Here is a 21,377-nt window from a genome sequence, read left to right as displayed (position 1 = left end):
GTACGGGAACGCCGGGCGCGGAGCCGGTGGGCGCGACCCCGCCCCGGACGGTGCCGGCGGACGGAGCGTCCGGGCACCCGGTACCCGGCACGGGTGGAACGTCCAGGCGCCCGGTTTCCGGCGCGGGCGGCCGGTCCCCCGGTGCGGGCGGGCGCCCGCGGGTGCGGTGGTGGCGGCGTCCGTGGGTGGGGCCCCTGGCGGTGGTGGCCCTGGCGTTCCTTGCCTTCTCGCTGCCGCCGTACCTCTCCCTCGATCCGAGCCTGTCCCGGGTTCCCCTGGAGGGAGGCTTCGCGGCGTACTACCCGATGCTGGTGGCGCACGTCGTGTTCGGCGCGATCGCGATGGTCACCTGCGGCCTGCAGATCTGGCCGTGGTTGCGCAGGCGGCACCCGGTCGCGCACCGCAGGATCGGGCGGGTGTACGTCCTGGGCGGGGTGCTCCCGGCGGGCGTGCTCGGCCTGGTGGTCGGGGCGGCCGGCCCGTTCGGGCCGATGACGCAGGTCAGCAGCGTCATACTCGCCGCTCTCTGGCTGGCCTGCACCGTCGCCGGGTTCCGGGCGGCCAGGCGCCGCCGGTTCGCCGACCACCGCAGGTGGATGATCCGCAGCTTCGCGCTGACCTTCTCCATCATCACGAACAGGGTGTGGGGCGCGATCGCGATGATCGTCCTGATGCCGCAGGCGGAGACGGTCTTCGGCGGCAGCGACATCGCCCTCATACAGACCGTCTCCGGGCTGGCCGCCTGGCTCGGCTGGACCACGTCCCTGCTGCTGGCCGAGTGGTGGCTGGAGCGCGGCGGCGCCGCCGGACGTCGCCGTGCCCCGGTCCCCGCCCGCGGGTGACCCCCGGTCACCGCTCCACGGCGTTCCTGATCATCACGAAGTTCTTCCGCATCGCCTCGACGCCGAGGCTCGGGGTGACGAGGAAGCCGACCATGCGGGCGTCGGCCCAGTAGCAGTAGGTCGCCCCGTCGGTGCCCAGGCAGACGGCCCGGCCGCCGAGCGGTCCGGGGTCCAGCTCGACCCACTGCCCGCCGCCGGGACCGGTCATCCGCTCGGTCAGCCAGTCCACCGCGGCCCCGGCGTCGGCCACCCGGGCCGGCGCCCCGATGACGGCCACCGAGTGCAGGGTCTCGTCGTCGCGGTAGACCACCGTGAGCTGCTCGCCGAGCATGCGGTGGTGCGGGCCGTCGGGGATCCGGAAATGCTCCTCGGTCGGCCGTACGTACTCGCGGTTCAGGATCCCGATGTTCTCGGGGAACGGCTCGCCGAAGGCCGGGGACCCGCCGGGCCCGTCCGGATCGCCGGGCTTCGCCGTACCGGAGAAGGAGGATTCCATGAGAGCACCGGCCACCAGCACCGCGCAGATTCTCACCAGGTTCATGGCGCGATCCTGGACGGACCCGCTTGCACACCGCTTGGATCCTTCCGGACACCTCGCCGACCAGGGAGAACCCCTCGCCACCCGATTCCCCTCATTCATCCCGGCGAATGAGAATAATTCCGATGACCGGCATGCCGGACAGAAAGAATAAAGACGCGAGAAGTCGGGTGGCATTTCCGCTTTCCGCAGCGCGTGTTTACGGGTTCGGGGATCGCCGTGGCCATTCACCGCCATCCGCTCCGGGGAGGAGAAGCCTCATGGGAGCATTTTCATGAGGCGACGGACAGTCCCGGTCGCTGTCACAGCCGCCGTCACCGCCGCCGTCACCGTCGCCCCCGCCGCGGTCACCGCCGCCGGCACCACCGCTGCACTCACGCCCGCACCGGCGACGCACGCCTACGCGCGACCCGATCCGCGAGGAGCGGTGGCGGCGCTCAGGAGCAGGTTCGTCCCCCGCCACGGGGTCAGGTTCAGGGAGAAGGTCGCCACCCGGTACTTCTCCGACGGCCGGAGGATCGGCATGGACCGCTACCGGCTGAGGGGCGCCTACCGGTTCGGCCGCTCCGGGGTGGTCGCCTCCCGCACGATCCACCGGACCGACCCCCGCGACGTCCCCCGGGCGGTGCGGGATACGGACCCGGCGATAAGACTCATCCTGCTGCGCGGGGCGATGTACCTCGGCGCCCGCGGTCTGATGGCGTCCCGCCCCCGGCGTGTGACCTGGGTCCGGCTGGACGACCCCGGCCTGCTCTCCGTCCAGACGATCAACGTGCTGGAGCCCGCCACGCTCAGGGGACTTCTGGCCACCGCTCGGCGGGCCGAACCGGGCGGCGAGATCGGCGGCGCGCCCACCACCGTCTACCGGGGCACCATCACGGCCCGCCGGTTGTACGCGGTCTCACGCACCTACCGCGTGATGACGGGGGACAGACCGCGCGGCCCGGCCGGGAGGCTGGCCATCGACTGGAGCCTGTGGCAGGACGCCGAGCGGAACACCCGCAGGCTCGCCGTCTCCTTCGCCGAGATGAATCCGTGGGCACGCGGCTGGGACCGGCTGGCCGCGATCACCACCAGCACCGCCACCTTCCGCGGCTGGGGCTCCCGGGTCAGGGTCAAGGCCCCGCCCGCCCGTTCCGTCATCGACCTCGACGATCCGGCGATGGCCGCCCAGCCGATGCCGGCGCCGCCCCGCCTGTCGGTCCCCGGCCTCGAACGGTTCATGCGCTGACCGCCGGGTGGCGGGCATCGGCGAACGGCGCCCGCCACCCCGGCCCGCGGAGGGTCAGACGCCGGACATCAGCTTCCCGGCGTCGAGACCGGCGTCGCCCCTGTTCCAGTTGCACGCGCACAGCTGTCCGGACTGGAGCGCGTCGAGGACGCGCAGGACCTCTCCGACGTTGCGCCCGACGGAGCCGGCGGTCACCATGGCGAACCGGATCTCGTTGTTCGGGTCCACGATGAAGGTGGCGCGCTGGGGGACGCCGTCCTCGCCCAGGATGCCGAGCTCGGTGCACAGCTCGCGCTTGACGTCCGACAACATCGGGAACGGCAGCTCGCGCAGGTCCGGATGGTCCTTGCGCCAGGCGTAGTGGACGTACTCGGAGTCGACGGACAGGCTCAGCACCTGGGCGTCCCGGCCGGCGAACTCGCCGTTGAGCCGGCCGAACTCCGCGATCTCCGTCGGGCAGACAAACGTGAAGTCCTTGGGATAGGAGAAGACCACCCGCCACCTGCCCTCGTAGGTCTTGTGGTCGATCGTCTCGAACGCCGTCTCCGGGTCGAGGGAGACACAGGCCGTGAGTTCGTACTCGGGGAAGCGGTCACCGACGGTGAGCAATTGCGGCTCTCTTTCTGCTCCGGGCTCTCTGCTGCGGACGTCGTCGCCGGGAAGAGTGCCACCTCACCCCGGCCCGGCCGGCCCACTTTGTCGAGTGCGATCTCACCCCTCGACGAGAATTTGCCCACGCGGCCGCCGCACACGCGCTTCACCTCTCGGAGGTCCTCCGGCGGCGGCACGGGCAGGTGCGGACCGCCTGTTGATCACGCCCGCGGAGGTACGGCGAAGCCCCGGAGCACGTCGGCGATCTCGTCGACCTCGGTGAGCCTGCCCGAGGCCACGGCGATGACGAAGTCATAGGCGGAGTCGTCATCCGCAGGATCAATCTCAACGCCGTTCTTGGCGCAGAAGGTGTACATCGTGAGCCAGGCCGCCCGTTCGTTGCCATCGACGAACGGGTGATTGGCGATGATCGAATGCAGCAGCGCGGCCGCTTTGGAGAAAAGGTCCGGATAGGCGTCCTGTCCGAACATGGATGTCTGAGGGCGGAGCAACGCCGCCTCCAGCAGACCCAGATCGCGGACCCGGATCGGTCCCCCGGTGGCCGTCCGAGCGATTCGGAGGCCCTGTTCCAGGGTGACGAACCGGGTCACTCGCCGAGTCTCCTCAGCAGGTCGGCGAAACGCTCCGCCCCCCGCTCGGCGATCTCGTCAGTGAGATCGTCGTCAGCCGCCCGCGCCAGGTAATCCTCGATGGCGTGCAACGCTACCTGCTGCATGCTCCGTCCTTCCCTCTCGGCGCGACGGCGAAGGGCTTCGGTCTGTTCGTCGGAGAGGCGCAGGGTCATAGCCATGCTCCCGATGGTACGCAAGCGGTGGTATCAATGCGATACCACAACGGGGAGCTTATCCTTCATCACTCTCCGTTGCCGGCTTCTTTGCCGAGGCGGGCCAGGCGGGTAACGGCCTCGTCGATGACCTCGTCCTGCTTGCAGAAGGCGAATCGCACGAAATGCCGGCCGCGCTCGGGGTGGGCGTAGAAGACCTGGGTGGGGATGGCGACCACGCCCGCCAGGGCGGGGAGTTCGCGGGTCAGGGCGAGGCCGTCGGTGAAGCCGAGGGGGCGGATGTCGGTCTGGACGAAGTAGGTCCCGGCGGGGCGGTAGACGTCGAACCCGGCGGCGGTCAGGCCGGTCATGAGGCGGTCGCGCTTGGCCTGCAGGCCGTCGCGCAGCCCGGACACCCAGTCCAGCTCGTGGCGCAGGCCGTACGCCACGGCGAGCTGCCAGGGCGCCGAGGCGGTGAAGGTGAGGAACTGCTTGACGGTCTGCACCGCGCGGACGAGGGGTTCCGGGGCGCAGATCCAGCCCGTCTTCCAGCCGGTCACCGAGAAGGTCTTGCCCGCCGAGGAGATCATCACGGTGCGCTCGCGCATGTCCGGCAGGGTGGCCAGGGGGATGTGCGGGGCGCCGTCGAAGGTGAGGTGTTCGTAGACCTCGTCGGTGATCGCGATCAGGTCGCGTTCGACGCACAGCTCGGCGATGACCGACAGCTCCTCGCGGGTGAACACGGTCCCGGCCGGGTTGTGCGGGGAGTTGACCAGGATCGCCCGGGTGCGGGGCCCGGCGGCGGCGCGCAGTTCGGCCGGGTCGAAGGTGAAACGCCCCTCGACGGGCCGCAGGGTGACCGGCCGCAGCACGGCCCCGGCCAGGGCGATGGAGGCCGCGTAGGAGTCGTAGTAGGGCTCGAAGGCGATCACCTCGTCGCCGGGCTCGCACAGCGCCAGGATCGAGGCGGCGATGGCCTCGGTGGCGCCGACGGTGACCAGGATCTCGCCGTCGGGGTCGTAGAGCAGGCCGTAGTGGTCCTTGCGGTGCTCGGAGACGGCCTGGCGGAGCTCGGGGAGGCCGGGGCCCGGCGGGTACTGGTTGCGCCCGCCGCGGACCGCCTCGATCGCCCGCTCCAGCATCGCCGTCGGCCCGTCGGTGTCGGGGAAGCCCTGCCCCAGGTTGATCGAGCCCGTTCGCAGGGCGAGCGCCGACATCTCGGCGAAGATCGTCGTGCCGAACGCGCGCATCCGCGCCACCAGAGGATCGTTCACGCGGCTCAGCGTAACCCGCCCCGCCCGCGCCGGACCCGGCCGCCGAGCGGAAGCGGGACGGTCCCGGCCGCCGAGCGGAAGGGGCGGCCGGGACCGGGTCTCAGGACCCGCCGGCGATCACGTCGCGGTACCACCGGTAGGAGGCCTTGGGCGTGCGGGCCTGGGTGGCGTAGTCGACGTGCACCAGGCCGAACCGGGCGGCGTAGCCCCGGGCCCACTCGAAGTTGTCCAGCAGGGACCAGCAGAAGTAGCCGCGCACGTCCACGCCGTCGGCCAGCGCGTCCGCCGTGGCGGCCAGGTGGCCCTCCAGGTAGGCGATGCGGCCGGTGTCGTCGAGTTCGTCGCCGCCGCCGTAGCCGTTCTCGGTGATGAAGACCGGCGGCAGGCCGGGGAAGCGGGCGGCCAGCCCGGTGAGGGTGTCGTACAGCCCGCGCGGCTCGATGCGCCAGCCGAGCCCGCTGACCGGCGGCCCGTCCGGCGCCACCGTGCGCACGCCGATGTCGAAGGCCGAGCGCAGCGCGGGGTCGGGCTGGCCGTACGGCGCCGCGGCGGCGTGGATCGGGTAGTAGTAGTTCAGCCCCAGGAAGTCCAGCGGGGTGGAGACGATCTTCAGGTCGCCGTCGCGGCGGAAGGAGAAGTCGCTGATCTCGCCGTAGACCTCGGCCATGTCCTGCGGATAGGCGGCGCCCAGCAGCGGCTCGGTGAACTGCCGGTTGACCATCAGGTCCATGCGGCGGGCCGCGGCGACGTCCTCGGCCGAGGCGCTCGCGGGCACGGCGGGCGACATGTTGAGGGTGACGCCGACCTGCTCCTGCGGGCGGGCGCGCTCGCGCAGCCGGGCCACCGCCAGGCCGTGCCCGACGAGCAGGTGGTGCGCCGCGGCCAGGGCCCCGTGCCCCTCGCGGGCGCCGGGCGCGTGGCGGCCCTCGGCGTAGCCGGTGATCGACGAGCAGTACGGCTCGTTCAGCGTGATCCAGTACGGCACGCCGTCCAGGGCCTCGTGCACGGTCGCGGCGTAGTCGGCGAAGCGCTCGGCGGTCTCCCGCACCCGCCAGCCGCCGCGCTCCTCCAGCGCCTGGGGCAGGTCCCAGTGGTAGAGGGTGACGAACGGGGTGATGCCGCGCTCGTTGAGCCCGTCGACCAGGCGGCGGTAGAAGTCGAGCCCGCGCCGGTCGACCCGGCCGTCGCCCTCGGGGAACACCCGCGGCCACGCCACCGAGAAGCGGTAGGCGCCGACGCCGAGGCCGGCCATCAGGGCCACGTCCTCCTGCCAGCGGTTGTAGTGGTCGCAGGCGTGCTCACCCGACTCCCCCGCGGCCACCGCTCCGGGGACCCGGCAGAAGGCGTCCCAGATCGACGGCCCCCGGCCGTCGGCCTCGACGGCCCCCTCGATCTGGTAGGCCGAGGTCGCGGTGCCCCATACGAACCCTTGTGGGAGCGCTCCCACATCAAAGGGGCCGTCCCCGGTCGCCGTCATCTTCGCTTCACTCCAGACATGGTGGCCGCGCCGCCGCAGGTCTCCCGGTCGGCGCCTCACGCTCGATCGCCGCCGACGCTACCGGCGCGTCGTCGGGGACGGCAAGGCGAGGTCCCGCATGGTCCCGCATGACGAGACGCGCCGGCGCCCGCCGTACACCCGGGACCGGGCCGCCACGGAGGGCCGCCGTACCGACAGGGCTGGGGAGGACGCGCCCGGAAGGTTATACGTTGGATCCGTGATCGCATTCCGGACCGGCGGACCCGCGTGCGAGGTGGTCCGGTGACGCGCAGGCTGCACGAGCTGGACGCGCTCCGCGGTTTCGCGGTGTGCGGGATCATGGTGGTCAACACCTGGCAGCACACGCGCACGCACCTGACCGAGACGCAGCAGCCCGTACGGGACGGCGCGGTCGACCTCGTGGTCGAGAACCTGCTCCAGGGCCGGTTCTATCCGATCTTCTCGTTCCTGTTCGGCCTGAGCTTCGTGCTCTTCCTGCGCTCCGCCGCCGAGCGCACCGCCCACCCCCGGCTGGCGCTGCTGCGCAGGCTGGCGGTGCTGGCCTGCTTCGGCGTCGCCCACCACCTCCTGAACCCGGGCGAGGTGCTCCTGCCGTACGCGGTCTTCGGGGCGCTGGTGCTGCTGCCCGCCTCGTTCCTGCCGCGCTCGGCGACGCTGCTGCTCGGGATCGCCGTGACGGCCTGGGCCGCCTCCATCGGCGGCGGGATCGTCATCGAGGGAACGTTCGTGGCGTTCCTGATCCCCGGCCTGTTCCTGCTGGGCATGGCCATGATGGCCTACCGGCTCGACGCTCGTCTGCCGGCACCGGCCTTCCTGATCTCCGTGGCGCTGGCCGCGGGCCTGACCTGGCTGGTGGCCTCCCCGACCGATCTCGGGCCGTTCCTCCTCGGCGTCTACGTCGGCGCCGCGCTGGCCTGCGCGGCGGCCTACTGCACGGGACTGCTGCTGCTCCTGCGGACTCCGCTGCGCGGCCCGCTGACGGCGGTGTTCAACCCTCTGGGCCGGATGGCGCTGACGAACTATCTGGTCAGCACCCCGATCATCCTGCTGGCCCTGCCGCTGCTCACCGCCGACCCGACCCGGCTCACCGGCGTGGTGCTGGCGGTGGCCGTGCTGGCCGTCCAGGTGGTGTTCAGCCGGTGGTGGCTGGCCAGGTTCCGGTACGGCCCGCTGGAATGGGTGTGGCGGCGCCTCACGTGGATGGAACCGGTCCCGAACCGCCGGTTAAAGTCGGAGGCGTGACCCGTATCGCCCTGTGCCAGATCCCCGTCTCCGAGGACCCCGCGGACAACCTCCGGCAGGCCCGCGAGTCCGTCGCGCTGGCGGCGGACGACGGCGCCGAGCTGGTGATCTTCCCCGAGGCCACGCTCACCCGGTACGGCAAGCGGATCCTCGACCTGGCCGAGCCGCTCGACGGACCGTTCGTCACCGGGCTGGCCGAGGCCGCCCGGAGCCACGGGCTGTCGGTGATCGCCGGAACGTTCGAGCCGTCGCCCGGCGGCGTGTCGGCTCCCGGTGAGGGGCCCGCGGGCATGGGCGAGGCGCCCCGCGTGCACAACACCGCGGTGGCGCTGGGCCCCGACGGGGAGATCAGGGCGGCCTACCGGAAGATCCACCTGTTCGACTCCTTCGGAGCGCGGGAGTCGGCGCTGGTCGTGCCCGGCGGCGAGCCGGTCGTGGCCGAGCTGGGCGGGCTCCGGGTCGGCCTGGTCACCTGCTACGACATCCGCTTCCCCGAGCTGACCCGGGCCCTGGTGGACCTCGGGGCCGAGATGTTCGCGGTGATCGCCGCCTGGGGGTCGGGACCGATGAAGGAAGAGCACTGGACGACCCTCCTGCGGGCCCGGGCGATCGAGAACACCACCTGGGTGGCGGCCGTGGGCCAGGCCCCGAACCCGCAGGCCGCCGACGGTTTCGGGATAGGCCGCAGCATGCTGGTCGACCCCATGGGAGTGGTCCGCGCCGACCTGGGCCCGGCGCCGGCCGTACAGACCTGCGTCCTGGACCCGCAGATCACGATTGCCACCCGTAATGCGCTGCCGAGCCTGGAACATCGACGACTACAGGTCAACAGATCGTAAAATGTGACCCGTGAGCGAGCCACCTGGGCGTAGAACGCAGATGCAGAAGGTCATCCCGCCTCGGCTGCTCGTGCCCTATCTGTCCGGCAAGCGGACGGTCATCTCGGGATACGTCTACCGGGTGCAGGACTGCATCAGGCTGACCACCCCCGCTCAGCTGTTCATGGGCCTCGACCTGGGATTCGAGGGCTCGGAGCTGACCGTCTCGGTGCCGGAGATCTATCTCATGCGCTGGTTCGCGCGGGACACCGACACCTACGTCGTCCCGTACGGCCCGCACATGGGCGGCGACTGGAACGATTCGCCGCCCTTCGCCGGCAACGGCTTCACCACCTCGCGCGAGCACGTCGTGCCGCAGTTCCACACCATGCCGATGCCGATCCCGCCGGGAGCAGAGATCATCCACGTGACCGTCGACGAAGGAGAACGCGTTTTCGGCGTCTACGACGGCCTGAGCTGGCGGCCGGCCTCATGAGCGAGGAGATCGAGCCGGTGGCCTCGGGGTTCGTCGCCCACTACGGAGAGCGCACCTACGCGGCGGCCCTGGGCCCGGGGCCGGCCGAGGTCGTGCTGTTCAGCGAGGAGGCGCAGGAGGGCTTCGAGGCCGCCTCCGGCTACTGGCGGGCCGTGGTCGACCGCGCCCGCCTCGACTGGCTGGTCCTGGTCCGCACGGTCGGCGCGTTCGGCGGCGAGCCGTGCCTGGTTCTGGACGTGTCGGAGGAGAACGGCGAGGAGGGCCTGCACATCGCCTACACCGGGCACAGCGGGATGAAGGCCGAGGCGCTGGGCTACTGGATGGTCGACCACGGCGCCTACGAGGTGGTCGTCCCCCGCGAGGAGGTCTTCTCGCTGCGGGTCGAGCGCATCCCGGTCCCGCTGTCCCCGGCGCGCTCCGAGCCCTGACGCCCGGCGCCTGCTGCCGAGGCCGGGGCCGGCGTCCGGCGGATCTCCCGCGGGCTCCTGTCAACCGGGGACCCGTTCAGGTGTCCCGCTGATGTGATCGATCTCCAGACAGTGGCGCCTCCCTCGTTCGCCGAGCTGTTCGCCGCGCACTACCGCTCGATGGTGCGCCTGGCCGGGCTGCTCGGCGCCGACGATCCGGAGGACATCGCCCAGGAGGCCTTCGCCCGCCTCCACGACCGCCGGTTGCGCGACGACGGCGCGGCCCTGGCCTACGTCCGGTCCATCGTGTGCAACCTCACCCGCAACCGGCTGCGTCACCTGCGCCTGGTACGGCGCCGCGCGCTCGATCCGCCCGAGGCCGCGCGCAGCAGCGAACACGCGGTGCTCGTCGCCGAGGAGCACCGGGAGCTGCTGGCGGCCGTCGGCCGCCTCCCCCGCCGCCAGCGCGAGGCCCTGGTCCTGCGCTACTGGCTGGACCTGTCCGAGCGGGAGATCGCCGAGGCGATGGGCGTCTCCCCCGGCTCGGTCAAGACGCACACGAGCCGCGGCCTGTCCGCCCTCGGCCGGGCCCTGAAGGAGGACTCGTGAACGACATCGAACAGCGGCTGCGCGCCGCCCTCGACGCCCGCGCGGAGACCTTCCCCGCCTCTCCCGGAGCCTGGTCGGACACGATGCGCCGCACGCGCGCCGGAAGGCTGCGCCGCAGGCTCCCGCTGGTCCCCGTCCTGGCCGCCGCGGTGGCCGTGGCGGTCGCCGCGGTCTGGCTCGCCGGCGGCCGGGGCGAGAAGCGGGACGACACCACCGCGGTGCGGGTGAACGGCCTGGCGCAGCTCGTGGAGAAGTCCCTGCGGGAGAACCCTCCGGTCGGAGAGGTGGTCACGGTCCCGCACCCGAGCTTCCCCGAGGACCCGATCCACGTCTGGTACAGCCGCGCCGGGGACGGGCAGTTGCGCATCTGCTCGGCGCGGAAGGTGACGCCGGCCGACGACTCGGCCTCCTGCGGGCTCGTCGAGCCGCTGGACAAGGAGGAGGCCGGCCGGGTCGCCGGCGTGACCGGCCGGTTCCCGCTGCCCGCGGAGATGGTCGCCTACGGCATGGCGGAGGACTCCGTCCACTCGGTCCGCGTGACCTTCCGCGACGGCCGGAGCTTCCCCGGTGAGGTGATCCGGGGCCGCGGCCTGCCCGCTCCCGTCTGGACGGCCCGCTTCCCCGGCGACCTGCCCGACGGCGTCCCCGTCGTCGACTACGAGTTCGCCGACGAACGGGGCAGGCGGCTCCAGCGGCTGGGCGACGTCCTGTCCCCGCCCTGCCACCGGGACAAGACGCCCGACGGCGCCGGCATCCCCCTGCCGGCAGGGGTCACCGCCCACCTCCACGCCGACAACTGCCTGGTCTTCTGGTACGACGGCATGGCGGTGGGGATGAGCAGCAACCACTCCTACATGACCCTGGGCGCCGACCTGAAGGCCCCCGGCAGGTTCCCCCAGGCCCCCTTCTCCGTCTGGGCCGGTGCCGGGCAGGCGGTGGAGGGCCTGTGGTACGGCTACACCGGCGAGCGGACGGCCCGCGTCGAACTGCGGACCGAGGACGGCCGCCGGGCCACGGCCGAGACGGTCGAGGGTTTCCCCGGCCAGGGCGTGCGCCTGTTCGGCGGTGAGCTCCCCGAGGGGAGCAATCCGTCGAGGGACGGCGCCGTGTACGTCGGATACGACGCCGGCGGGGCCGAGCTGTGGCGGCACGAGGATCCGGGTCACAAGGAGATCGAGGCCCGCCGGACGCCGACCGGCTAGGTTCCGGGGCCGCCGTTGCGCGTACGGCCCGTCAAGGACCGCCGTTGCGCGTACCGCCCGTCACAGGCCGAGGCGGCGGTAGCGGGAGAGCCGGGCGCTGAGGCGGTCCGCGGGGGCCCGTCCCAGCAGCCCGGTGATCTCGTACTCCAGGGTGGCCGCCACCCGGCGGCAGAACTCCTCGGGCTCGTAGGCGGCGTCGGGCAGCTCCGGGATGATCCGGTCCACGATGCCGCTGCGCCGCAGGTCGGTCGACTTCACGCCCTGGGCCGAGGCGATCTCCTGGGCGAAGTCCACGCTCCGGTAGAGGATCGCCGAGGCCCCCTCGGGGGGCAGCGGGGACAGCCAGGCGTGCTGGGCGGCCAGGACCCGGTCGGCGGGCAGCAGGGCCAGGGCCACGCCGCCCGCCCCCTCGCCGAGCAGCAGGCAGACCGTGGGGGCGTCGAGCGTCACCAGGTCGGCCAGGGAGCGGGCGATCTCACCGGCGAGGCCGCCCTCCTCGGCCGCCTTGGACAGCGCGGCCCCGGCGGTGTCGATCACGGTGACCAGCGGCAGGCCCAGCTCCGAGGCCAGGCGCATGCCGCGCCGGGCCACCCGGAGCCCGGCCGGGCCGAGCGGGGCCTCGGCCCGCTGGCGGCGCCGGTCCTGGCCCAGCACGACGGCGGGCGCCGTACCGAACCTGGCCAGCGCGAGCAGCAGGCCGGGATCGTTCTCGCCCGCGCCGGTGCCGTTGAGCGGGGTGACGTCGGCCGCGCCCAGCTTGAGCAGCGCCCGCACGCCGGGCCGGTCGTCGCGGCGGGAGCGGGTGATCGCCTCCCAGGCGTCGACCTGCCCCACCTCCCCCTCCGGCTCCGGCCCCTGCCCCAGGCCCTGGCGCGGGGCGCACAGGACGGCCAGCGCCCTGATCGCGATCCGGCGGGCGTCCTCGGCCGAGACGACGGCGTCGACCAGGCCGTTGGCGAAGAGGTTCTCGGCCACCTGCACGCCCTGGGGGAAGGGGTAGCCGTGCAGCGACTCGAACACCCTCGGCCCGAGGAACCCGATCAGCGCGCCCGGCTCGGCCGCGGTGACGTGGCCGAGCGAGCCCCAGGAGGCCAGGACGCCGCCGGTGGTGGGGTGGCGCAGGTAGACGACGTACGGCAGGCCGGCGGCGCGGTGGCCCATGACCGCCGCGGTGATCTTCACCATCTGGGCGAAGGCGAGCGCGCCCTCCTGCATCCGGGTGCCGCCGGAGGCCGGGGCGGCCAGCAGCGGGAGCCGTTCGGCGGTGGCCCGCTCGATCGCGGAGGTGAGCCGCTCGGCGGCGGCCACCCCGATCGAGCCGGCCAGGAAGGAGAACTCGCAGACGACGACCGCGACCCTGCGCCCGTCGAGCAGGCCCTCGCCGGTGATCACCGACTCGTCGTAGCCGGACTTGGCCCGGGCGGCGGCCAGCTCCTCGGCGTAGTCCGACCCCGGCTCGGCCGGATCGGCGGGCGGCCCGTCCCACGACCGCCACGTCCCCGGGTCGAGGACGGCGCCGATCAGGGCGCGCGCGTCCGGCCGTTCGGTCATCGCTCGCGCTCCGCGAGCCAGGCCAGCACCTCGTCGTTGTGCTGGCCGAGGGCCGGCGGGGCGGCGTGCTCGCGGGGCGGCTCGCCGTCGAAGCGGAGCGGCGGCCCGGGCAGCTCGATGGAGCCGAGCACGGGATGGTCGACCTCGACCAGCAGTCCCTGGGAGCGGGTCTGCTCCCAGGCGTAGACCTCGTCGATGGAGCGGATCGCCCCGGCGGGCACGCCGAGCTCGCCGAGCGCGGTCAGCCAGTGCGCGCGGTCGTGTTTGGCGAGCGCCTGTTCCATGTCGGCGATCAGCTCATCCCGGTGCACGAATCTTTCTCTGTTGGTCGCATATTTCGGAATTTCGGGATCGATGTCCAGAAGGGCGGCCACCTTCCGCCACTGGCCCTCGTTGGCCACCGCGATCTGGATCATCCCGTCGGCGCAGTGGAACGCGCCGTAGGGGGCGATCGAGGCGTGGTGGTTGCCGTTGGCCGCGGGCACCTTGCCGCCGACCGTCCAGGCGGTGCCGTGGTAGGAGTGCACGCCGGTCACCGCGGCCAGCAGCGAGGTCCGCACGACCTTCCCCCGCCCGGTCCGCTCGCGCTCGTAGAGGGCGGCGGCCACGCCGTACGCCCCGTGGATGCCCGCCAGCAGGTCGGCGATCGAGGCGCCCACCCGGTACGGCTCCTGCGCCGAGGGGCCGGTCAGGCTCATCAGCCCCGCCTCGCCCTGGGCGATCTGGTCGTAGCCGGGCCGTCCCCCCTCCGGCCCGTCGTGGCCGAACCCGGTGATCGACAGCACGACCAGACGCGGGTTGAGCTCCTGCAGCCGTTCCACGGAGAAGCCCAGGCGGTCCAGGACCCCGGTCCTGAAGTTCTCGATCAGCACGTCGCTCTGCCGTACCAGGCGCTCGATGAGGGCCTTGCCCTCGGCGGACTTGAGGTCCACGGTGATCGAGAGCTTGTTGCGGTTGGCGGCCAGGAAGTAGGTGGAGATGTCGTGATCGGGGCCGACGAAGGGCGGGCCCCAGCCCCGCGACTCGTCGCCTCCGCCGGGATGCTCCACCTTGATCACCCGCGCGCCCAGGTCTCCGAGCATCTGCGCGGCGTGCGGCCCGGCCAGCGCGCGGGACAGGTCGAGGACGACGATGTCGCCAAGGGCTCCCTGCAAGATCAACCTCCGGGTGAGAGTCGCCGATCCTAGCCCAAGCCGGCCGGAACGGCACGGGGGCGCACGGCAAGCGTGCCAGGTCCTCGCCCGGAACGATACCCAGGGGTAACCCCGATCCTCCCAGCCGGCGACCCGGGTCTCGGAGGCCGTGCCGCGCCGGACTCCGTGCCGGACCGGACGCCGTACCGGGCCGGACGCCGCATCGGACCGGACGCCCTACCGGGCCGCGTTCCGTACCGCGCCGGATGCCATGCTGGGGGCGTGGCGGACGTGATCTCCTTTCCGGACCTGGCCGCGGCGGTCCGGGCGCTGCCGCCCTCGTGCGGGCCGGTGCGGGTCGTCGCGGTGGACGGGCCGGCCGGGTCGGGCAAGACGACCTTCGCCGGGCGGCTCGCCGGCGCGCTGGGCTGCCGGGTGGTCCACGCCGACGACTTCCCCGTGCCCTGGGACGAGCCGCCGCAGGCGTGGTTCGAGCAGGTGGAGGAGCAGGTGCTGGGCCCGCTGTCGGCGGGCGGGCCGGGCGGCTACCGGCGCTACGACTGGAAGCGCGGCGCCTTCGCCGAATGGGTGGAGGTGCCGGTCGCCCCGGTTCTGGTGCTGGAGGGGGTGAGTACGGCCCGGCGCGGCGCCCCTGCGGCCTTCGCCGTGTGGGTGGAGGCGCCCAGGGATCTGCGGCTGGCCCGGGTCCTGGCCAGGGACGGCGCGGCGCTCGAACCGCGGTGGCACGCCTGGATGCGCGCAGAGGACGAGTGGTTCGCCGATGACGGCACCCGTTCCCGCGCCGACCTCCTGGTGGACGGGGCCGCGGTCCCGGGCGAGTTCGCCGTGCTCTGACCGCCCGTTCCGCGGGGGCGCGCCCGCGGGGGTCATCCCATCGCGCCGCCGTACAGCACCAGCGCCCAGGCCAGGCAGGCGAGCGCGGCCGTGGAGGACAGCGTGCGGACGAGGTTCCAGCGGACCCAGCGGGCCTCGAAGGCGGCGCGCACGGCCGCGGGGTCGGCGAGGGCCGCCGGGTCGCCGGCCGCGTTGAGGGCGTTGTTGAGCGGCACGTTGATGGCGGCGGTGATGACGAAGGTCACGCCGTACAGGACGAATCCGGCCGCGGTCCAGACGAACGCGGGCCGCCCTCCCTCGCCCAGGAGCTGGAGCACCCCGGCCAGCAGGGTCAGCACCGGCGCGCCCCCGAAGCTCAGGGCGAACCAGCCGTTGAGGATCCTCCGGTTGATCCGCTGCATCACATCGACGAAGGTCCGGTCGTCCGTCTCGGCCAGCCCCAGCATGACCGAGACGGAGAAGGCGTAGAACAGCCCCGCCGCGAGCCCCGTGGCCACGGTGGCCGCGACCAGCGTGATCGTCTGGAACAACTCAAGCATCGTCTTTCTCCGCCTCCGGATCCTCGCGGGCGCCGCCGGTTCCCGGCCGTTTCCCGATGATCCGAGTCAAGTGGGCCCGGGCGGGAAAGGCCATGCGTGAGGCTCTCGACCAGATCTCCGGGCGTCCAGCGCCCGCCGGCCTCAGGGCGCGGGGTCGGCGACGCAGGGGGCGTCGCCGCAGACGTCCACGACCAGGCCGTGCCGGAGGAAGTACGCCTTCTGCGTGCGGGCCTCGGGGTCGTGGCGCGGGTCCTCGTGGGAGTCGCGGCCGTACTCCGGGCCGAGCGGCGGGGTGTTGGTCGTGGGCGGCGCGGGGGTGCCGCTGTCCCAGACGACGATCGCCGAGCCGGGGTAGGGCCAGTCCGGCAGCGGCCGGATGCCCCAGAAGGGCGTCACGTCGGGGCTGCGCCCCGCGGCCAGGGCGGGCCGGTGGATGCGGGCCCCGACCGTGCGGGCCTCCACCTCGGCGGTCACCGTGGAGACCTGGTGGTCGCCGAAGGCGACGTGCAGCAGCACCCGGTGGCGGGGCGAGCCGGGCAGCGGGTCGCCGGTCATGTGCTCGGCGTACCCGCCTGCCTCGGCGCGGTCCCAGAGCATCTGCAGCAGCGCGAAGCAGATCTGCTGGGTCAGCTTGTCGGGATAGCTCTGGTCCATGAGCTGCTGGAACGGCTGGAAGTCGACGCTGCGGTTGAGCAGCGTGCTGTAGTTCATGCCCGGCACGCCGAGTACGGCGTTGCGGACGTCGGGCGAGACGGCGACCAGCGCGCCGCCGGCGATGCCGCCCTGGCTGTTGCCGTCGAAGGCGAGGTGCGCCCGCCGGTCGAGCAGCGGCCTGCCCCGGTCGTCCCGGAAGGCCTCGTGGCTCGTCAGGCCGTCCTTCTCGATCATGGCGCGGCCGAGGAAGACGAAGTTGAGCAGGCTCTGCTGGAGCCGGTCGGTGACGGTGCCGAAGCGGGAGAAGTCACCGAAGACGCTCACGACGTTCTGCACGTCCTCGTCGGACATGCCGATCCACTTGGTGGCGCAGAAGACGAAGTTGTGCTCCCCGGCCATCGCGCGGACGTTGCCGGCCCGGACCTCGGTGTGCCTGCCCAGCAGGCCGTGGCCGTACAGGGAGGGGTGGGCGGGCCGGGTGAAGGCCGAGCGCGGGATCTCGCACTGGTACTGGGCCCTGACCACGTCGCCGAGCGGCCGGGGCAGCCCGTCGGGCCCCCGGTTGAGGTTCGAACCGGGCGGGCCGCCGGGCCGGTCGAGGTAGTTGGGGACCTCGACCTCGCCGGTGACCTCGCGCGCGACGTTCGGGTCCTGCTCGGGGGTGAAGTCCGTGACGCCGGTGACCGTGAACTTCGGCGAGTGCCCGCGCAGGCCGCGCAGCGCCTGGTCGCGCATGGTCAGCACCGGCCCGGCGATGCCCCGCTCGCTCGCGACGGTGAACTCCCAGGCCAGGTGGAGGCCCCGGGTGTCCACTCCGGCCCGCGACAGGTCGCCGAGGGTACGGCGCAGCGCGCGCTGCCGGTCGGCGAGCGGGTCGCCCGCCGGGAGCCGCTCGCCCAGGAGCCGGGCGAAGGTCTCGGGAGGAGCGATCTCCTGCCCGCCGGCGTCCTTCAGCCGCCGCAGGGCGACGGCGTAGCGGTGGCCCTCCCTGAAGTTCTTCGCCGGCCTGACGATCAGCGCCCTGCGGTCCGGGTCGGCGGCGTTCGCGTCGAGCTCGGCCCAGTACGGCCAGCGCTCCCCCGTCCGGGTGTCGACGATCACGATCGGGGCGTCGCGGCGCAGCGACCAGCCGATGTCAGTGACGGGCGCGGCGCCGGTCTCGGCGAGGTCGACGCCGGGCACGTGGGCCAGGAGCATCGAGCCCGGGGAGAACCCGTCGGCGGCGTTCCACTGCTGCGGGTCGATCGGCTTGCCCGCCGCGTTCTTCGGCATCGCCTCGGCCGCGAACTCCACCCGCAGGCCGGTCGCGGTGCGCGCGGGAACGGTGAACCAGTCGTTGGGGAAGGGCAGCAGGCACTCGGTCCCGGCGATCGGGTCGCACCCGGCCACCACGGGCGCGGCGGAGGCCGCCGGAGCGGGATCGGGCGCGGCGGACGCGGTCACCGGAGCGGGATCGGGCGCGGTGGACGCGGTCACCGGAGCGGGGTCGGCCGCAGTGGGAGTCGCGGGGCCGGCCCAGGCGGGCGGGGCGACCACCGACGTCACGGCCAGCGTGAGACTCGCCATGATCACGCGCAGACGCATGTGACTCCTCCTCGGACCCCCCCGACGAAGATTCCCACAGCAGATCGCAGAACCGGGCGTTCGTCAATAAAGCATGCAGAATCGTGTTCTGACCAGTGCTGTTCCGTGCTCTCTGCAGCCCCCGTGGAACTCCGTGACCGGTCCGCATTGGACCCGCCGGGGACGCCGTCATTGGACCTGTCGGCCGGGCCGGGGGAACGGCAGGGTGGACGGCGTGAGCACCGCGCTCCGGTGACCGTTCCGCCGGCCGTCGCGTCCCCCGCCGACCACGCTCAGCGATCGTGCTCAGCGATCGTGCTCAGCGATCGTGCTCAGCGATCGGCAGACCCCATTCACGACAGAGGATCCACCCATGTACTTCCAGCACTCCGACGCCCTCTGGTCGGACCACCCCGGACTCGTCGCCGGCGCCGTCTTCGCCACGGGGATCACCGCGGACGCCTCCGTCGACGCCCGGGTCGCGGAGTTCTCCGCGCTCGCCGAGGCGCGGCTCGCGGCGGGCCCGGAGGCCGAGTTCCCCGAGATCCGGGCGTGGCGGCGCACGTTCTCGGCGATGGGGCTCAAGCCCACCCAGTACCGGTGCGCCGCCGAGTCGCTGCTGCGGCGCTTCCGGAAGGAGCACGCCCTTCCGCGGCTCCACCCGCTCATCGACCTGTGCAACGCGATCTCGCTCGCGTACGCGATCCCGGTGGCCGTCTTCGACGTCGCCCGGATCGACCGGGGCCTCGAGGTCCGGCACGCGAGCGGCGACGAGAGCTACCTGACCTTCTCCGGCGAGACGGAGAACCCCGAGCCGGGTGAGGTGATCTTCGCCGACGCCGCCGGGCGGGCCCACGCCCGGCGCTGGACGAACCGGCAGAGCGGCCACTCGGCCGTACGGGACACGACGGGCACCGTCCTGATCGTCGCCGAGGCGATGCACGGCTCGGCGTCCGCCGACGTCCCCAAGCTGGTCAGCGTGATCGCCGGCGAGCTGAGCGCCGCCTGGGCGGCCGTCCCGGAGACCGCGACGCTGAGCCGCCCCTCGCCGCGCTTCGAGTTCCCGGCGCAGACGGGCGGGTCCTGAGACGGAGAGCGGGTACGGCTGCGCCTCGCGGCGGCCTGACCCGTGTGCCGACGATGCTCATCGCCCAGATCACGCCCCGGGCACCCCTCGATCAGACGGCGTACGGTTGCGCGCGGGACTCGCCGGGACGGCTGCCAGATCGAGCAGCGGCCCTTCCAGAGCCGCAGCGACTCCGGCGTCGCTTTCACGCAACTCGCGCAGGAGGGCTCGAGTGGCCGCTTCGAGCGCGCGTGAGAGCTCACCGACGTCGAGGGCGCGCACGAGCGCTTCCCGGACGGGCCCGGTGATCTCAGCGGGCAGGCGGTCCGCCCCCTTGGCGTAGCCGGCGGGGTGCCCCAGCCGCAGACAGGCCAGCGCCAGAGTGTGGTCGCGAACACCGCTGATCCAGTATTCCGCCTGCCACACGGCTCCGCGCTCGACGGAGGTGCGAGCGTGCAGGACATGATGCCAGGCAAGCCCGATCAGGTGCCCTGGATCGGATGCCCCCGCCCGCCGGTCCGCCGCCTCCCCGAAGACGAGCCGGAACCCGCCGGTGCCGAGCGGGCCGAAAGCCGCGACGGGGGTGAAGCCCAGATCGATCTCGAGCAGTTCTCCGAGAAGGAAGGCGCGGTAGATCGCCGGGCCGGACCGGAGGTCGAAATGATGCACCGCGCCGAGCTCACGGTAGGCGAAATCACTCCAGTCGCTCAGCACTTCCTCCAGCGAGCTGCCGGCCGCCACCCCGAAGAACAGATCGATATCCGACCAGCGGTCCTCGGCATCGTGCGCGGCGGAACCGGTGATCGCAGCGCCGGCGATCCGTCCGTCCTCGCGAGCCCGTTCAAGCAGCCTCGTCCGCACCTGCCGGCGATAGCCCGTCGTGAACATGATTTCGACCCTAACGCGCCCGGGGTCACGGGGATCGCGAACGACCGGGCCGGGTGGGCGGCACCCGGCCCGCCACGGACGCGTCCCACGGGCGGGCCCGCCTCCTGGCACGCGCCGCCGTACCCGCCCGCCGCTTCAGGACGTGCTCGTCCGGACCCCCGGTCCCGGGCCGCCGAGGCTTGACTTTCCGGGGGATCGTGCTTCACCCTTTCACTACTTGATTAGTGAAAGGGTGTTGCGGGTGATCGAATTCCGCCTCGACCGGGGGTCGGGAGTGGCGACCTACCTACAGCTCGTCCACCAGGTCAGGCACGCGCTCCGGCTCGGCACGCTGCAGCCCGGCGACCGGCTGCCGACCGCCAAGGAGGTCGTCTCCCGGCTCGCGATCAACCCGAACACCGTCCTGAAGGCCTACCGCGAACTGGAGCGCGAGGGCCTGGTCACCGGGCGGCCGGGCCTGGGCACGTTCGTGGAGCGCTCGCTCGGCCGGACTCAGCCGGGCGAGCGCGCGCGGCTGCACGGGGAACTGGTCCGGTGGCTGCGCGGCGCCCGGCTGGCCGGCCTGGACGAGGAGGATCTGCGGGCGCTGTTCACCTCGGCCCTGACGGAGGCGTCCCGGGAGGAGATCGCATGACGTCGCTGTTCAGGTCCGGCCGGCCCTCCGGCGGGGAGGACGGCGCGCCGTTCCCGGCGGGCACGGAGCTCCCGGCGGAACGCGATCCGCACGACCCGTGGCCGGAGCACCGGGCCTCCGCCGCGCTGGAGGCGACCGGTCTCGGCAGGCGCTACCGCAGGACCTGGGCGCTGCGCGACTGCTCGCTGGCCGTACCCGCCGGGCGGGTGGCGGCGGTGGTCGGGCCGAACGGGGCGGGCAAGACGACCCTGCTGCGCATGGCCGTGGGGCTGCTCGCGCCGACCGCCGGCCAGGTGCGGGTCTTCGGCCGTCCCGCCGGGGAGAGCCTGGACCGGATCGCCTTCCTGGCCCAGGGCAAGCCCCTCTACCCCGGCTTCCGGGTCCGGGAGATGCTGAGGTTCGGGCGCGGGCTCAACCCCCGATGGGACGACGAGGCCGCCCGGCGGCGGCTGGCCGGGCTGGGCATCCCGCTGGACCGCCGGGTCGGCGCGCTCTCCGGGGGCCAGCGGACCCAGGTGGCGCTGACCGTCGCGCTGGCCAAGCGCCCCGACCTGCTGGTGCTCGACGAGCCCCTGGCCGACCTCGATCCGCTGGCCCGCCACGACGTGATGCGCCTGCTGATGGAGGCGGTGGCCGAGACCGGCCTGACCGTGCTGCTCTCCTCGCACGTGGTCGCCGAACTCGAGGGCGCCTGCGACTGGCTGCTGGTGGTCAACGGGGGCCGGGCCCAGGTCAGCGGCGACATCGACGACCTCCTGGCCGGGCACCGGGTGCTGACCGGCCCCGCCGAGACCGCGGACGCGCTGGCCGGCCGGCTGCCGGTGATCTCACGGGAGGAGACGGGACGGCAGACGACCCTGCTGGTCCGGTCCGCCGCGCCACTGCCCGACCCGCGCTGGAGCGCCCGCCCGGCGCCGCTGGAGGAGATCGTCCTGGCCTACCTGCGCTCCCCCGGCCTGTCG

General features: G+C 73.0%; 23 protein-coding genes. 12 read left to right on the top strand and 11 right to left on the bottom strand.

Features of this window, described 5'->3' with window-relative positions:
- Positions 1-185 precede the first annotated feature (185 nt).
- Entirely contained in the window at positions 186-842 is a 657-nt protein-coding gene (locus Psi01_RS07305) for a DUF2306 domain-containing protein (RefSeq protein WP_204063180.1), read from the top strand.
- 7 nt (positions 843-849) lie between these two features.
- On the opposite strand, the gene Psi01_RS07300 is transcribed toward Psi01_RS07305, so the two are convergent.
- Positions 850-1,383, bottom strand: coding sequence for a hypothetical protein (locus Psi01_RS07300; RefSeq protein ID WP_204063179.1), 534 nt, complete (start codon positions 1,381-1,383; stop codon positions 850-852).
- 271 nt (positions 1,384-1,654) lie between these two features.
- Between Psi01_RS07300 and Psi01_RS07295 the strand changes: the two genes are divergently transcribed.
- Positions 1,655-2,611 (top strand): hypothetical protein, encoded by a 957-nt coding sequence (locus tag Psi01_RS07295; protein ID WP_204063178.1) that lies wholly within the window; start codon positions 1,655-1,657, stop codon positions 2,609-2,611.
- Positions 2,612-2,665: 54 nt separating this feature from the next.
- On the opposite strand, the gene Psi01_RS07290 is transcribed toward Psi01_RS07295, so the two are convergent.
- The 5 genes from Psi01_RS07290 to Psi01_RS07270 all read right to left on the bottom strand — a co-directional run bounded on the left by Psi01_RS07290 (position 2,666) and on the right by Psi01_RS07270 (position 6,737).
- Complete coding sequence (locus tag Psi01_RS07290; RefSeq protein ID WP_204063177.1) at positions 2,666-3,220, bottom strand: peroxiredoxin; 555 nt, start codon at positions 3,218-3,220, stop codon at positions 2,666-2,668.
- 203 nt (positions 3,221-3,423) lie between these two features.
- Complete coding sequence (locus Psi01_RS07285) at positions 3,424-3,813, bottom strand: type II toxin-antitoxin system death-on-curing family toxin (RefSeq protein WP_204063176.1); 390 nt, start codon at positions 3,811-3,813, stop codon at positions 3,424-3,426.
- Positions 3,810-4,013, bottom strand: a complete 204-nt coding sequence (locus Psi01_RS07280) for a CopG family transcriptional regulator (protein ID WP_239127258.1) — start codon at positions 4,011-4,013, stop codon at positions 3,810-3,812. The genes Psi01_RS07285 and Psi01_RS07280 overlap by 4 nt, the downstream gene beginning before the upstream one ends.
- A gap of 62 nt (positions 4,014-4,075) precedes the next feature.
- On the bottom strand, positions 4,076-5,260 hold the full coding sequence (locus Psi01_RS07275; protein ID WP_204063175.1) for a pyridoxal phosphate-dependent aminotransferase: 1,185 nt from the start codon (positions 5,258-5,260) through the stop codon (positions 4,076-4,078).
- Positions 5,261-5,360: 100 nt separating this feature from the next.
- Positions 5,361-6,737 (bottom strand): GH1 family beta-glucosidase, encoded by a 1,377-nt coding sequence (locus tag Psi01_RS07270; RefSeq protein WP_204063174.1) that lies wholly within the window; start codon positions 6,735-6,737, stop codon positions 5,361-5,363.
- A gap of 282 nt (positions 6,738-7,019) precedes the next feature.
- Between Psi01_RS07270 and Psi01_RS07265 the strand changes: the two genes are divergently transcribed.
- From Psi01_RS07265 to Psi01_RS07240, 6 genes are all read left to right on the top strand, one after another.
- Positions 7,020-8,000, top strand: a complete 981-nt coding sequence (locus tag Psi01_RS07265; RefSeq protein WP_239127256.1) for a DUF418 domain-containing protein — start codon at positions 7,020-7,022, stop codon at positions 7,998-8,000.
- A complete protein-coding gene (locus tag Psi01_RS07260; protein ID WP_204063173.1) occupies positions 7,997-8,839 on the top strand; it encodes a carbon-nitrogen hydrolase family protein in 843 nt (280 codons plus the stop codon). Before Psi01_RS07265 ends, Psi01_RS07260 begins: the two co-directional genes overlap by 4 nt.
- Positions 8,840-8,849: 10 nt before the next feature.
- A complete protein-coding gene (locus Psi01_RS07255) occupies positions 8,850-9,314 on the top strand; it encodes a hypothetical protein (protein ID WP_239127254.1) in 465 nt (154 codons plus the stop codon).
- Positions 9,311-9,742 (top strand): hypothetical protein, encoded by a 432-nt coding sequence (locus tag Psi01_RS07250; RefSeq protein WP_204063172.1) that lies wholly within the window; start codon positions 9,311-9,313, stop codon positions 9,740-9,742. Before Psi01_RS07255 ends, Psi01_RS07250 begins: the two co-directional genes overlap by 4 nt.
- Before the next feature lie 93 nt (positions 9,743-9,835).
- A complete protein-coding gene (locus tag Psi01_RS07245) occupies positions 9,836-10,330 on the top strand; it encodes a SigE family RNA polymerase sigma factor (protein WP_204063171.1) in 495 nt (164 codons plus the stop codon).
- The gene (locus tag Psi01_RS07240) at positions 10,327-11,532 is read left to right on the top strand and encodes a hypothetical protein (protein WP_204063170.1); all 1,206 of its coding nucleotides are present in this window, start codon (positions 10,327-10,329) and stop codon (positions 11,530-11,532) included. The genes Psi01_RS07245 and Psi01_RS07240 overlap by 4 nt, the downstream gene beginning before the upstream one ends.
- A gap of 60 nt (positions 11,533-11,592) precedes the next feature.
- Here the strand turns inward: Psi01_RS07240 and Psi01_RS07235 are convergent, their stop codons facing one another.
- Positions 11,593-13,083 (bottom strand): carboxyl transferase domain-containing protein, encoded by a 1,491-nt coding sequence (locus Psi01_RS07235; RefSeq protein WP_204063169.1) that lies wholly within the window; start codon positions 13,081-13,083, stop codon positions 11,593-11,595.
- Positions 13,080-14,237, bottom strand: coding sequence for a CaiB/BaiF CoA transferase family protein (locus Psi01_RS07230; RefSeq protein ID WP_204063168.1), 1,158 nt, complete (start codon positions 14,235-14,237; stop codon positions 13,080-13,082). Before Psi01_RS07230 ends, Psi01_RS07235 begins: the two co-directional genes overlap by 4 nt.
- 261 nt (positions 14,238-14,498) lie before the next feature.
- Between Psi01_RS07230 and Psi01_RS07225 the strand changes: the two genes are divergently transcribed.
- On the top strand, positions 14,499-15,071 hold the full coding sequence (locus Psi01_RS07225; RefSeq protein WP_204063167.1) for a uridine kinase family protein: 573 nt from the start codon (positions 14,499-14,501) through the stop codon (positions 15,069-15,071).
- Positions 15,072-15,103: 32 nt separating this feature from the next.
- Here Psi01_RS07225 and Psi01_RS07220 read toward each other — a convergent pair whose 3' ends face one another.
- Both Psi01_RS07220 and Psi01_RS07215 read right to left on the bottom strand, forming a co-directional pair.
- Positions 15,104-15,610 (bottom strand): anthrone oxygenase family protein, encoded by a 507-nt coding sequence (locus Psi01_RS07220; RefSeq protein ID WP_204063166.1) that lies wholly within the window; start codon positions 15,608-15,610, stop codon positions 15,104-15,106.
- Between the two features lie 141 nt (positions 15,611-15,751).
- Positions 15,752-17,848 carry a hypothetical protein gene (locus Psi01_RS07215; RefSeq protein WP_204063165.1) on the bottom strand — a complete coding sequence of 699 codons (2,097 nt, stop codon included), beginning with the start codon at positions 17,846-17,848 and terminating at the stop codon, positions 15,752-15,754.
- 352 nt (positions 17,849-18,200) lie between these two features.
- Here Psi01_RS07215 and Psi01_RS07210 point away from each other — a divergent pair, with 352 nt between their 5' ends.
- Positions 18,201-18,914 (top strand): B3/B4 domain-containing protein, encoded by a 714-nt coding sequence (locus tag Psi01_RS07210; protein ID WP_204063164.1) that lies wholly within the window; start codon positions 18,201-18,203, stop codon positions 18,912-18,914.
- 69 nt (positions 18,915-18,983) lie between these two features.
- On the opposite strand, the gene Psi01_RS07205 is transcribed toward Psi01_RS07210, so the two are convergent.
- Entirely contained in the window at positions 18,984-19,781 is a 798-nt protein-coding gene (locus tag Psi01_RS07205) for a hypothetical protein (RefSeq protein WP_204063163.1), read from the bottom strand.
- A gap of 241 nt (positions 19,782-20,022) precedes the next feature.
- Between Psi01_RS07205 and Psi01_RS07200 the strand changes: the two genes are divergently transcribed.
- Positions 20,023-20,415: a GntR family transcriptional regulator gene (locus Psi01_RS07200; protein ID WP_204063162.1), complete on the top strand. Its 393-nt coding sequence runs from the start codon at positions 20,023-20,025 to the stop codon at positions 20,413-20,415.
- The coding region (locus Psi01_RS07195) for an ABC transporter ATP-binding protein (RefSeq protein WP_204063161.1) at positions 20,412-21,377 on the top strand (966 nt) is incomplete at its 3' end. The genes Psi01_RS07200 and Psi01_RS07195, both read left to right, overlap by 4 nt.

Source organism: Paraplanobispora siamensis (assembly GCF_016863175.1).
GTDB lineage: Bacteria > Actinomycetota > Actinomycetes > Streptosporangiales > Streptosporangiaceae > Planobispora > Planobispora siamensis.
Note: the sequence above shows the minus strand (reverse complement) of the source record. Positions and strands in the feature narration are given on the sequence as shown.